Consider the following 12,473-nt stretch of genomic DNA (forward strand, 5'->3'; position numbering starts at 1 on the left):
GTTCAAAAAGTCGGCTGATGCGCCGGTGGTGTATCAGCGCCGCGGTGGTACCGCGCGTGTGCGGCCGCTGCCGTCGATGGCGACGAACACGAAGACGGCCTCGGTGACCTTGCGCCATTCGCTCGACAGTGGATCGTCGCTCCATACCTCGACCATCATCTGGATCGAGCTGCGGCCGATCTCCAGGGTCTGGGTATAGAAGGACAATTGCGCGCCGACGGCAACCGGGACCAGGAACGCCATGCGATCGATGGCTACCGTCGCCACCCGTCCACCGGCGACCTTGCTGGCCATGGCCGTTCCGGCCAGATCCATCTGGGCGACCAGCCAGCCGCCGAAAATATCGCCAAAGCCGTTGGTTTCGCGCGGCAGCGCGGTGATCTGCAAGGCCAGGTCGCCTTGGGGAATGGGATCTTCTTGTTCGAGTTCAATCATGCCGGGGGGCCTCTGACCCGTGACGCTTTATTGGAGTGGCGCATTGATCGGCGCCAATGACAAAAGCCTACACGGCTTTTCTTACAACTGGCGCACACAGGGTACCTCTGCGAAATCGGCTACAACGCTAGCTGCGTTTTCGCACAAGACCCTTTAATTAAGGCCAGTATATAGGCGCAGAACCGCCATAACGACCGTTCGCTGTCCAATTACTGCGATTGCCAATACAGGCCATGTGCTTTTTCTAGCAATTTGCTATCGTGCCTGCACTGCCAAACCCAAAACAGCAACAAAGCTGTGGATTTGTATATAAGAGAACATCACATGACCGCCGCGCCTTCGAGTATCGCTCCGCCTTCGCGTCCGCTGACCCGCAGTGATTACAAGACACTTTCGTTGTCCGCCCTGGGCGGTGCACTTGAGTTCTACGACTTCATCATCTTCGTGTTCTTTGCGGCGGTGGTGGGCAAGTTGTTCTTTCCTGCCGACATGCCCGAGTGGCTGCGGCTGATGCAAACCTTCGGCATCTTCGCCGCTGGCTATCTGGCGCGGCCGCTGGGCGGCATCATCATGGCGCACTTCGGTGACCTGTTGGGGCGCAAGAAGATGTTCACGTTGAGCATCTTCATGATGGCCGTGCCCACCCTGATCATGGGCCTGCTGCCCACTTACGCACAGATCGGCATCTTTGCGCCCATCCTGTTGCTGTTGATGCGGGTGATCCAGGGCGCGGCCATCGGCGGCGAAGTACCCGGGGCCTGGGTGTTCGTCTCAGAGCACGTGCCGGGGCGCAACGTCGGCTATGCCTGCGGCACGCTGACCTGCGGCTTGACCACCGGGATCCTGCTGGGCTCGCTGATGGCCACTGCCATCAACAGCATCTACACCCCGGCCGAGGTTTCGGACTACGCCTGGCGTATTCCTTTCCTGATTGGCGGTGTGTTCGGCCTGGCGTCGGTGTACCTGCGTCGCTGGCTGCATGAAACCCCGGTCTTCGCCGAACTGCAGCAGCGCAAGGCGCTGGCCGCCGAAGTACCGCTGCGCACGGTGCTGCGCGACCATCGCGGTGCGGTGGCCATTTCCATGCTGCTCACCTGGTTGCTCTCGGCGGGGATCATCGTGGTCATCCTGATGACCCCGACCATTCTGCAGACCCTCTACGGCTTCACCCCCAAGCAGTCGCTGCAGGCCAACAGCCTGGCCATTGTGTTCCTGAGCCTGGGCTGCATCGGTTCGGGCGCGCTGGCCGACCGCTTCGGCGCCGGCAAGGTGTTCGTGGTCGGCAGCCTGGCGCTACTGGCCACTTCCTGGACCCTGTTCCACAGCCTGCACGCGCATCCCGATTGGCTGTTTCCGCTGTATGCGGTGACTGGCCTGTGCGTGGGCGTGATCGGCGCGGTGCCCTACGTGATGGTCAAGGCGTTCCCGGCGGTGGTGCGTTTCTCCGGCCTGTCGTTTTCGTACAACGTGGCCTATGCCATCTTCGGCGGCCTGACGCCGATGGCAGTGACCCTGCTGATGAAGTCCAATCCCATGGGGCCGGCCTATTATGTGGCGGCGATCTGTGTGATCGGCTTCCTGTGCGGGTTGTACCTGATGGCCAAGAANCACGGAGGATGATGGCCATTCATCCTACTGTCACAATCCTTTCATAGAGTGTCCCCACGGCCCGCCAATACCGAGCGCCGAGTCAACACCCTTTTCTGGATTTGCTAGGAGCAAGGCATGAAACTCACGCGTTTGATGGCCGCCATGACCTTCGTCGCCGCAGGCGTTGCCACTGGCAATGCGGTAGCCGCCGTCGACCCTTCCATCCCTGCCTACGTCAAGACCACTGGCGTGTCGGGCAACTTGTCCAGTGTGGGCTCCGATACCCTGGCCAACCTGATGACCTTGTGGGCCGAGAACTACAAGAAGGAATACCCGAACGTCAATATCCAGATCCAGGCAGCAGGTTCGGCCACGGCGCCCACGGCGCTGATCGAAGGCACCGCCAACCTGGGGCCCATGAGCCGCAAGATGAAGGACACCGAGATGGCGGCCTTCGAGCAGAAATACGGCTACAAGCCCACGGCCATTCCGGTAGCCGTCGACGCCCTGGCCGTGTTCGTGCACAAGGACAACCCGATCCAGCACCTGACCATGGAACAGGTCGACGCGGTGTTCTCGTCCACTCGCCTGTGTGGCGCCAAGGCCGATGTGAAGACCTGGGGCGACCTGGGCGTGACCGGCGACCTGGCCAACAAACCGGTGCAGCTGTTCGGGCGCAACTCGGTGTCCGGTACCTATGGCTATTTCAAGGAAGAGGCCCTGTGCAAGGGTGACTACAAGGCCAACGTCAACGAGCAGCCAGGCTCGGCCTCGGTGGTACAGTCGATCAGCAGCTCGCTCAATGGCATTGGCTACTCGGGTATCGGTTACAAGACCGCCAGTGTGAAGACCGTCCCGCTGGCCAAGAAAGGCACCAGCGAGTTCATCGAAGACACCGAGGAAAACGCCCTGAACGGCAAGTATCCGTTGTCGCGCTTCCTCTATGTGTACGTCAACAAGGCGCCGAACAAGCCGCTGGCGCCGCTGGAGGCCGAGTTCGTCAAGCTGATGCTGTCCAAGCAGGGTCAGGAAGTCGTGGTCAAGGATGGCTACATTCCCCTGCCGGCCAAAGTCGCCGCCAAGGCCCTGGCCGACCTGGGTCTGAAGGAAGGCGCAGACGTCGCCAAGCAATAAACATCGCCACCCCGTAGGAGCGGCCGGTGGCCGCGAAACGAGCGCCGCGGTACACCTGATGCACCGCAGTGACAGGTTCGCGCCTACAGACCGCTCCTACGGGATTAACCTACATCCATTCGCCGACGGCCTTGAGCCGGCCGGCGTTTTTGTCGCGTCACCTCATTGTCATGTTTCTGTCATACAGGATCGCTAGGGTGTGCGCATGAACGATCTGGCCAATTCCCCGATGACCCCGACTTCTCCACCCAAGCGCATCGATTTCAACACGCCCGAGATGCAGCGCAAGCGGCGTATTCGCGCGCTCAAGGATCGCTTCACGCGCTGGTATGTGTTGGTCGGTGGCCTGGCCGTGCTGGCCGCGATCACCTTGATCTTCTTCTTTCTCGCCTACGTGGTGGTACCGCTGTTCAAAGGCGCAGACCTGACGGTCGAGCCGCCGCTGCATCCCGCTTGGCTGCAGGATGCCGGCAAGCCTCTGGTGTATGCGCTCGAAGAGCAGAACGAGGCGGGCATGCGCGTCTCGGAGCAGGGCACGGCACTGTTCTTCAATGCTCATACCGGGGAAGAGCTGTCGCGCACGGCGTTGCCGATTCCCGCCGGCGTGACCGTGACCGCCAGCGCCAAGGACCAGCCAGGTGCGCCACTGGTGGTACTGGGCCTGTCCAACGGCCAGGCTCTGGTGTTTCGCCACACCTACCGGGTGACTTACCCGGGTGGCAACAAGACGGTGACCCCGGCGATCGAATACCCCTACGGCAACGCCCCCATCGAACTTGATCCTCAAGGCCGCGCGCTGGAGCGGGTGAGCATCAATGCCAGCGACTCCAGCCTGATCCTGGCCGGTTCCACCGGTGACCAGCTCCACGTGCTGCAGCTCACCCGCGAAGAAAACATGATGACCGGCGAGGTCGCCAACGAGCAGAAGCGCATCGAGCTGCCGCAGATGAACCAGGCGGTAAAGGCGATCTTCATCGACCCGCGCCAGCAGTGGCTTTATGTGATCAACGGCCGTGCCCAGGTCGATGTTTTCAGCCTGCGCGACCGCAGCATGAACGGCCGCTACAAGCTCAGCGAAAACGCCGACACCCAGATCACCGCCAGCGCCCAGTTGGTCGGCGGCATCTCGCTGATCATCGGCGACTCCAGGGGCGGCCTGGCGCAATGGTTCATGGCCCGCGACGAAGACGGCGAACCACGCCTCAAGCAGATCCGTACCTTCCAGATGGGGCACGCGCCGATCATCCAGATCAGCTCCGAACAGCGGCGCAAGGGCTTCACCGCGCTGGATGCATCCGGCCAGCTGGGGGTTTTCCACAGCACTGCGCACCGCACCCTGCTGGTCGAGCCCGTGGTCGACGGCGCGGGTATCTACGCCATGGCGCCGCGGGCCAACAAGCTCATGGTCGAAGCCAACGGCGCGTTGCAGCCACTGACCCTGCACAACCCGCATCCGGAAGTGTCCTGGAGCTCGATGTGGAGCAAGGTCTGGTACGAGAACTACGACAAGCCGGCCTATGTCTGGCAATCGACCGCAGCCAACACCGATTTCGAGCCCAAGATGAGCCTGGCGCCGCTGACGTTCGGCACCCTAAAGGCCGCGTTCTACGCAATGCTGCTGGCCGCACCGCTGGCCATTGCCGCGGCGATCTACACCGCCTACTTCATGGCCCCCGGCATGCGCCGCAAGGTCAAGCCGGTCATCGAGCTGATGGAGGCCATGCCTACGGTGATCCTCGGCTTCTTCGCCGGCCTGTTCCTGGCACCTTATGTCGAAGGTCACCTGCCCGGTATCTTCAGCCTGCTCCTGCTTACCCCGCTGGGCATCCTGAGCGCAGGTTTCGTGGTCAGTCGCCTGCCGGAGTCGATCCGCCTGCGCATTCCGGACGGTTGGGAAAGCGCGATCCTGATCCCGGTGATCCTGCTGGTGGGCTGGTTTGCGGTGTACATGAGCCCGTTCCTGGAAACCTGGTGGTTCGGCGGCGACATGCGCCTGTGGATCAGCAACGACCTGGGCATCACCTACGATCAGCGCAACGCGTTGGTGGTGGGCCTGGCCATGGGCTTCGCGGTCATTCCGAACATCTATTCGATTGCCGAGGACGCCGTGTTCAGCGTGCCGCGCGGCCTGACCCTGGGTTCGCTGGCGCTGGGCGCCACACCCTGGCAGACCCTGACCCGGGTGGTGATCCTGACCGCCAGCCCAGGCATCTTCTCGGCGCTGATGATCGGCATGGGCCGGGCCGTGGGCGAAACCATGATCGTGCTGATGGCCACCGGCAACACACCGGTCATGGAAATGAACCTGTTCGAAGGCCTGCGCACCCTGGCGGCCAACGTCGCGGTGGAAATGCCCGAGTCGGAAGTGGGCGGCAGTCACTACCGCGTGCTGTTCCTCTCGGCCCTGGTGCTGCTGTTGTTCACCTTCGTCATGAACACCGCGGCCGAGCTGATTCGTCAGCGCCTGCGCAAAAAGTATTCGTCGCTTTGAGAAAAGGTAGCCAGCTGTGAAGCAGAACTCCCTGAAAGGCTGGTTCAAGAGCGGCTCGCCCGGCGTATGGCTGAGCGGCGGGGCCGTGTCCATCGCGGTGATCATGACCCTGGGGCTGCTGGCGGTGATCGCCGTGCGTGGCCTGGCACATTTCTGGCCGGCCGACCTGATACACGCCAGCTACAACGTGCCGGGAATGGCCAACCACCTGGTCATCGGCGAAATCGTGCAGAAGGAAGAGGTGCCGCGCGAACGTCTGAAAAGTGCCGGCCTGCCGGTGCCGGACAGCGGCCCCGAATTCATGACCCGCGAGCTGGTCAAGGTCGGCAACCGCGACATCAACGGTGTCGATTTCACCTGGATCGTCGGCGACTGGTTGGCCGAGCAGAGCACCCCGCCCGAGCTCATGGCGCTGGAGCGGCGCGAGTGGGGCAATTTCTATGGCTACCTGGTCAATATCAAGGAACAAGGCAAGGTTGTCGCCGAGGGCGAAACTGCCTGGCCGGAACTGCAAAGCCGCATCACCCGGGTCAGCGACCTGGCGGAGGCACTGAGGCGGCTGGAGAAGTCCGATATCGGCAAGGTCAACGCCGGCCTGGAAAGGCTGCGCCTGCAGGCCCGCCGACTGGAGCTCGAAGGCCAACTCACGCCTGTGGCGCAGGCCGACATGGACGCCGAGCGCGCCGAGCTCGACGCGAGTTACAAAGACATCGAAACCCGCCTGGGCGCGCTGCATGCCCAGGTCAATCGCGACAGCCTCACGGTGCGTGACGCCAACGGCAAGGAAATCGAGGTTCAGCTGGGCCAGATCGTCCACGCCTATCAGCCCAATGCCATGAATACGCTGACCAAGCTGGGTTTCTATTTCAGCAAGATGTGGGAATTCCTCAGCGATGACCCGCGCGAAGCCAACACCGAGGGCGGGATCTTTCCAGCCATCTTCGGCACGGTGATGATGACCCTGATCATGGCCGTCATCGTCACGCCGTTCGGCGTACTGGCGGCGGTCTACCTGCGTGAGTACGCCAAGCAGAATACCTTCACGCGTCTGATCCGCATTGCGGTGAACAACCTGGCGGGTGTACCGGCCATCGTCTATGGCGTGTTCGGCCTGGGGTTCTTCGTCTATGTGCTCGGTGGCTCGCTCGATCGGCTGTTCTTTCCCGAGGCCCTGCCGGCGCCGACCTTCGGCACGCCGGGGCTGTTGTGGGCGTCGCTGACCCTGGCCCTGCTGGCGGTGCCGGTGGTGATCGTGGCCACCGAGGAGGGCCTGGCACGAATTCCGCGGACCGTGCGCGAGGGCTCGCTCGCCCTCGGCGCGACCAAGGCGGAAACCCTGTGGAAGATCGTCCTGCCCATGGCCAGCCCGGCAATGATGACCGGCATGATCCTGGCCGTGGCCCGCGCTGCTGGCGAGGTGGCGCCGCTGATGCTGGTGGGTGTGGTCAAGCTGGCGCCGTCGCTGCCGCTGGACGGCAACTACCCGTACCTGCACCTGGACCAGAAGATCATGCACCTGGGCTTTCATATCTATGACGTCGGTTTCCAGAGCCCCAACGTGGAGGCCGCGCGACCGCTGGTGTATGCCACCGCATTGCTGCTGGTGCTGGTGATCGCTACGCTGAACCTGTCGGCAGTGTGGATCCGCAACCACTTGCGCGAGAAGTACAAGGCGCTGGACAGTTGAGGGGTGTGTCAGTGATGACCCCTTCGCGGGCAGAGCCCGCTCCGCCTGCGAACAGGTCATCACAGCCCTTGGAATATTCCGACGTTGAACCGAATTTGACAGCCTCTGGAGTCTGCCATGCAGCATGAAAACCCATCCCATGGCATCAACCTGTCGGCCTTGGGGCGCGACAAGCAGAGCCTGAACCTGGCGAAAGAGACCGTGGCCATCGAAGTGCCCGGCCTGAGCCTGTTCTACGGCGACAAGCAAGCGCTGTTCGACATCGGCATGAACATTCCCAAGCAGCGCGTGACCGCCTTCATCGGCCCGTCGGGCTGCGGCAAGTCGACCCTGCTGCGCACCTTCAACCGCATGAACGACCTGGTCGATGGCTGCCGCGTACAGGGTGCCATCAACCTCTATGGCCACGACATCTATAGCAAGGGCGAGGACGTCGCCGAGCTGCGTCGCCGTGTCGGCATGGTGTTCCAGAAGCCCAACCCGTTCCCCAAGACCATCTACGAGAACGTGGTCTACGGCCTGCGCATCCAGGGCATCAACAAGAAGCGCATCCTCGATGAAGCGGTCGAGTGGGCGCTCAGGGGCGCAGCCTTGTGGGACGAGGTCAAGGACCGCCTGCACGAGTCGGCGCTGGGCCTGTCCGGCGGCCAGCAGCAGCGTCTGGTGATCGCCCGCACCATCGCCGTCGAGCCCGAGGTACTGTTGCTCGACGAACCGTGCTCGGCGCTCGACCCGATTTCCACGCTCAAGGTCGAAGAGTTGATCTACGAGCTCAAGTCCAAGTACACCATCGTCATCGTGACCCACAACATGCAGCAGGCCGCGCGGGTGTCGGACTACACGGCGTTCATGTACATGGGCAAGCTGGTGGAGTTCGGCGATACCGACACGCTGTTCACCAATCCCGCCAAGAAGCAGACCGAAGACTACATTACCGGTCGCTACGGCTAGGGCTTCGCAGCGGTTGCTGGCATCATCCCGAGTGGACGCACCAAGGATTCGACCCATGATCAGTAAAGAAGGCCTCACCCATCACATCTCGCAGCAGTTCAACGCCGAACTCGAGGAGGTGCGCAGCCACCTGCTGGCCATGGGCGGGCTGGTCGAGAAGCAGGTCAACGACGCGGTCACCGCGCTGATCGAGGCCGACTCCGGCCTGGCCCAGCAGGTGCGCGAGGTCGACGAGCAGATCAACCAGATGGAGCGCAACATCGACGAGGAATGCCTGCGCATCCTCGCACGTCGACAGCCCGCGGCCTCCGACCTGCGGCTGATCATCAGCATTTCCAAGTCGGTGATCGACCTGGAGCGCATCGGCGACGAATCGACCAAGATCGCCCGTCGCGCCATCCAGCTGTGCGAGGAGGGCGAGTCGCCGCGTGGCTACGTCGAGGTGCGGCACATCGGCGACCAGGTACGCATCATGGTGCGCGACGCACTCGACGCCTTCGCCCGCTTCGACGCCGACCTGGCCCTGTCGGTGGCGCAGTACGACAAGACCATCGACCGCGAGTACAAGACGGCGCTGCGCGAGCTGGTGACCTACATGATGGAAGACCCGCGCTCCATCTCCCGAGTGCTCAACGTTATCTGGGTGCTGCGCTCGCTGGAGCGCATCGGCGACCATGCGCGCAACATCTCCGAACTGGTGATCTACCTGGTGCGCGGTACCGATGTGCGGCACATGGGCCTCAAGCGCATGAAGCAGGAAGTCGAAGGCACCCTCGACAGCGCTAATGTTCTGGACCAACCTGACGATAAGTAAGGTGGCCCGACACGAACGCCCGGCCTTTGCCGGGCGTTTTTCATTGTGGGTCGAAGCGAGGCAGCCGTGTGGCCAGCCACGCCACGTGGCACGTGGCCCTTGGCGAGCGGTAATGCCTGCGCGGTTTTCAGGAGCGGTCGATGAGCAAGATCAGTGTACTGGTAGTGGATGACGCGCCGTTCATCCGCGATCTGGTGAAGAAATGCCTGCGCAATGCCTTTCCCGGCATCGTCGTCGAAGATGCAGTCAACGGACGCAAGGCGCAGTCCTTGATGATGCACAACAGTTACGACATGGTGCTGTGCGACTGGGAAATGCCGGAAATGTCAGGCCTTGAACTGCTGACCTGGACCCGCGAGCAGGAAAACAGCAAGACCTTGCCCTTCATCATGGTGACCAGTCGAGGCGACAAGGAAAACGTCGTGCAAGCGATCCAGGCCGGCGTTTCCGATTACATCGGCAAGCCGTTCACCAACGAACAGCTGATGACCAAGGTCAAGAAGGCCCTGGCCAAGGTCGGCAAGCTGCAGGCATTGGCCGCCGGGGCGCCGACTCGCCAGCAGGCCGCTTCGGCCTTTGCCAACGATTCACTCAGTGCGTTGACCTCGGGCCGTGCCGAGCCTGCACGGGCTGCAGCACCGGCGTCTCGTCCTGCCAGCCCACTATTGGCAGGTGCAGCGCCGCCGCCCCCGCGAGCTTCAGCGCCCATGGGCCGCGGGCAGGGCCAACTGCGCTTGCCGGGTGGCAGCCAGCAGTGCGTGATCAAGGCCCTGAGCCTCAAGGAAGCGTTGCTGGTGGTACGCCGCGCAGCCGTGTTGCCCCAGGTGCTGGAGTTGGCTGTGCTGGACCTTGAGCAGGGCGAGAATGCCGAGGTGGCTCGCCTCAACGGCTACCTGCACGCCGTCGCCGCCTTCGAGCCCAAGCCCGACAGCGACTGGCTGCAGCTGACGTTCCGTTTTCTCGATCAGGATGCGCAGAAGCTCGACTACGTTTCGCGCTTGATCGCCCGTGGATCGGTGCAGAAACATTTCGTGCCAGGCGCCTGACAGATGGCACATTGCCGCTGCGCCGATACCTGCTAATCTTGGCGCTCGTTCCCCTTCAGACATCGCCCCCATGGTCTATCGCCTCCTGCTGATCTGCGGCCTGCTCGCGGCCGCCCCCATGGCTCAGGCGGCGACCGTCTACAAGTTCACCAATGCCGATGGCGTCACCTCCTATACCGACCGGCCCGTGCCCGGCGCGCGGGTCTTCGTGCTGCGCGAGCGCATCGTCGAGCGCATCGACCGGCAGGTTCGTCTGGAGGTGAAGAAAGGCAAGGGCAGCGCCAATTTCATGGTGCGCAACGATCTGTACGCGCCCGTCGAGGTCGAGCTGAAGCTGAGCAAGTTGCGCAACGTGCAAGGCCTGCCGCCCAGCAGCATCCGCCGGGTGGTGCCCGCGCGCAGCAGCGTCAGCCTGGTGGTGCTCACGGCCCAGCAGGCCGGCAAGCCGTTGGGCTATGCGCAGACGCTGGTGTCCTCGATCGGTGACCCGCAGGGCGAGGCGCATGGTTATCGCTATCCGTTCCCATGGCGCGGCGGACCTTTCCGCCTTACCCAGGGCCCCAATGGCAAATACAGCCATTTCGGCGCCAAGGGGCGCTATGCCATGGACATTGCCATGCCCGAAGGCACGCCGATCATAGCGGCGCGCGGCGGCATGGTGATCAAGGTGGAAAACGAGCAGGACAATCGCGGTGACAACCCGTCGGGCAACTTCGTGCGCATCCTCCACGAGGACGGCACCATGGGCGTCTATCTGCACCTGATGCGCGGTTCGGTCAGCGTCAGGGAGGGGCAGCAGGTCAGTGTCGGTTCGGCGCTGGCGCGCTCGGGCAACACCGGCAACAGCACCGGCCCGCACCTGCATTTCGTGGTGCAGCGCAACGTCGGCCTGGCGCTGGAATCGATCCCCTACCAGTTCGACCGGCCACTGGGCGTGCTCCCCAACTTCGCCGTCGGCGGCCAGTAGGGTTTCACATCACTCGATCTTGAGCACCTTGGCCAGGATGATCTTGGGCCCCTTCATCTTCTTGATGATGATGCGCAGCCCTTCGACTTCCAGCAGCTCTTCTTCCTCGGGCACCCGCTTGAGGGTCTCGTAGATCAAGCCTGCCAGGGTTTCCGCCTCGATGTGATCCAGGTCCACGCCCAACAGCCGCTCGACCTTGAACAGCGGCGTGTCGCCACGCACCAGCAGCTTGCCGGGCTGATAGGCGAGGATGCCGCGCTCGGCCTTGCGGTGTTCGTCCTGAATATCGCCGACCAACACTTCCAACACGTCTTCCATGGTCAGATAACCGATGATCTTGCCGTCGGCTTCCTCCACCAGGGCGAAGTGTGCGCCGCCCTTGCGGAACTGCTCCAGCAGGCGCGACAACGGCATGTGCCGCGATACGCGCTCCAACGGGCGGGTCAGCTCGGCCAGGTTGAACGACTCCGGCAGGTGGTCGAGTGCGGCCAGCTCCAGCAGCAGGTCCTTGATGTGCAACAGGCCGACGAATTCTTCGCGTTCGGTGTCGTACACCGGATAGCGGCTGAATTTATGCCGGCGAAACATCGCCAGGATTTCCTTGAGCGGCGCGTTGAATTCCAGGCTCACCAGGTCCTCGCGGGAGTTGGCCCAGTCGACCACTTCCAGCTCGCCCATCTCCACCGCCGACGCCAGCACGCGCATGCCTTGGTCACTGGGGTCCTGGCCACGGCTCGAATGCAGGATCAGCTTGAGCTCGTCGCGGCTGTAGTGATGTTCGTGGTGCGGGCCGGGCTCGCCCTGGCCGGCGATGCGCAGAATGCCGTTGGCGCTGGCGTTGAGCAGGTAGATGGCCGGGTACATCGCCCAGTAGAACAGATACAGCGGCACGGCCGTCCACATCGACAGCAGCTCGGGCTTGCGGATCGCCCATGACTTGGGCGCCAGCTCGCCGACCACGATGTGCAGGTAGGAGATGACGAAGAAGGCACTGAAGAACGACACGCCCTTGATCACTTCCGGCGACTGCACGCCGACTGCGCCCAGCAGGGGTTCGAGTATGTGCGCGAAGGCCGGCTCACCGACCCAGCCCAGGCCCAGCGAGGCCAGGGTGATACCCAACTGGCAGGCGGACAGGTAGGCGTCCAGCTGGCTGTGCACGGTACGCAGGATGCTGCCGCGCCATCCATGCTTCTTGGCGATGGCTTCCACGCGGGTCGAGCGCAGTTTGACCATGGCGAACTCGGCGGCAACGAAGAAGCCGTTGAGCAATACCAGGAACAGAGCGAAAAGAATCATGCCGAAGTCGGCGAACAATGACGAAAGGGAGATGCCTGTGGAAGGGTCCATGGTGGCGT

The 12,473-nt window shown here is 62.9% G+C and carries 10 protein-coding genes; 8 read left to right on the forward strand and 2 right to left on the reverse strand.

Translation table 11 applies throughout. From position 1 onward, the window contains the following. Positions 1-33: 33 nt before the first annotated feature. The gene (locus IFT76_RS16395) at positions 34-435 is read right to left on the reverse strand and encodes an acyl-CoA thioesterase (RefSeq protein ID WP_043192132.1); all 402 of its coding nucleotides are present in this window, start codon (positions 433-435) and stop codon (positions 34-36) included. A 324-nt stretch (positions 436-759) separates the two neighbouring features. Between IFT76_RS16395 and IFT76_RS16400 the strand changes: the two genes are divergently transcribed. The 8 genes from IFT76_RS16400 to IFT76_RS16435 form a co-directional block, all read left to right on the forward strand. Next, positions 760-2,042: MFS transporter (locus tag IFT76_RS16400; protein WP_192059559.1), on the forward strand; the 1,283-nt coding region annotated here is incomplete at its 3' end. A 118-nt stretch (positions 2,043-2,160) separates the two neighbouring features. Further along, on the forward strand, positions 2,161-3,159 hold the full coding sequence (locus tag IFT76_RS16405; RefSeq protein ID WP_192059323.1) for a phosphate ABC transporter substrate-binding protein PstS: 999 nt from the start codon (positions 2,161-2,163) through the stop codon (positions 3,157-3,159). Between the two features lie 205 nt (positions 3,160-3,364). Further along, complete coding sequence (locus IFT76_RS16410; RefSeq protein WP_192059325.1) at positions 3,365-5,650, forward strand: ABC transporter permease subunit; 2,286 nt, start codon at positions 3,365-3,367, stop codon at positions 5,648-5,650. Between the two features lie 16 nt (positions 5,651-5,666). After that, on the forward strand, positions 5,667-7,337 hold the full coding sequence (gene pstA / locus IFT76_RS16415; RefSeq protein ID WP_192059326.1) for a phosphate ABC transporter permease PstA: 1,671 nt from the start codon (positions 5,667-5,669) through the stop codon (positions 7,335-7,337). 117 nt (positions 7,338-7,454) lie between these two features. Further along, positions 7,455-8,288: a phosphate ABC transporter ATP-binding protein PstB gene (gene pstB, locus IFT76_RS16420; RefSeq protein ID WP_122479985.1), complete on the forward strand. Its 834-nt coding sequence runs from the start codon at positions 7,455-7,457 to the stop codon at positions 8,286-8,288. A gap of 55 nt (positions 8,289-8,343) precedes the next feature. Beyond that, positions 8,344-9,102 (forward strand): phosphate signaling complex protein PhoU, encoded by a 759-nt coding sequence (gene phoU, locus IFT76_RS16425; protein ID WP_043192144.1) that lies wholly within the window; start codon positions 8,344-8,346, stop codon positions 9,100-9,102. 140 nt (positions 9,103-9,242) lie between these two features. Further along, entirely contained in the window at positions 9,243-10,148 is a 906-nt protein-coding gene (locus IFT76_RS16430; protein ID WP_122479984.1) for a response regulator, read from the forward strand. Between the two features lie 70 nt (positions 10,149-10,218). Continuing rightward, on the forward strand, positions 10,219-11,115 hold the full coding sequence (locus IFT76_RS16435) for a peptidoglycan DD-metalloendopeptidase family protein (RefSeq protein ID WP_192059327.1): 897 nt from the start codon (positions 10,219-10,221) through the stop codon (positions 11,113-11,115). Positions 11,116-11,124: 9 nt separating this feature from the next. On the opposite strand, the gene IFT76_RS16440 is transcribed toward IFT76_RS16435, so the two are convergent. Next, positions 11,125-12,465: a hemolysin family protein gene (locus tag IFT76_RS16440; protein ID WP_043192150.1), complete on the reverse strand. Its 1,341-nt coding sequence runs from the start codon at positions 12,463-12,465 to the stop codon at positions 11,125-11,127. Positions 12,466-12,473: the final 8 nt, after the last annotated feature.

Source organism: Pseudomonas sp. CFBP 13727 (genome assembly GCF_014841915.1).
Taxonomy (GTDB): Bacteria; Pseudomonadota; Gammaproteobacteria; order Pseudomonadales; family Pseudomonadaceae; genus Aquipseudomonas; species Aquipseudomonas baltica.

What these genes read in the sequence shown, in the direction of transcription:
- IFT76_RS16440 (WP_043192150.1), bottom strand. Translation starts at nt 12,465, where the DNA reads ATGGACCCTTCCACAGGCATCTCCCTTTCGTCATTGTTCGCCGACTTC.
- IFT76_RS16430 (WP_122479984.1), top strand. Translation starts at nt 9,243, where the DNA reads ATGAGCAAGATCAGTGTACTGGTAGTGGATGACGCGCCGTTCATCCGC.
- pstB (WP_122479985.1), top strand. Translation starts at nt 7,455, where the DNA reads ATGCAGCATGAAAACCCATCCCATGGCATCAACCTGTCGGCCTTGGGG.
- IFT76_RS16395 (WP_043192132.1), bottom strand. Translation starts at nt 435, where the DNA reads ATGATTGAACTCGAACAAGAAGATCCCATTCCCCAAGGCGACCTGGCC.
- IFT76_RS16405 (WP_192059323.1), top strand. Translation starts at nt 2,161, where the DNA reads ATGAAACTCACGCGTTTGATGGCCGCCATGACCTTCGTCGCCGCAGGC.
- IFT76_RS16435 (WP_192059327.1), top strand. Translation starts at nt 10,219, where the DNA reads ATGGTCTATCGCCTCCTGCTGATCTGCGGCCTGCTCGCGGCCGCCCCC.
- IFT76_RS16410 (WP_192059325.1), top strand. Translation starts at nt 3,365, where the DNA reads ATGAACGATCTGGCCAATTCCCCGATGACCCCGACTTCTCCACCCAAG.
- phoU (WP_043192144.1), top strand. Translation starts at nt 8,344, where the DNA reads ATGATCAGTAAAGAAGGCCTCACCCATCACATCTCGCAGCAGTTCAAC.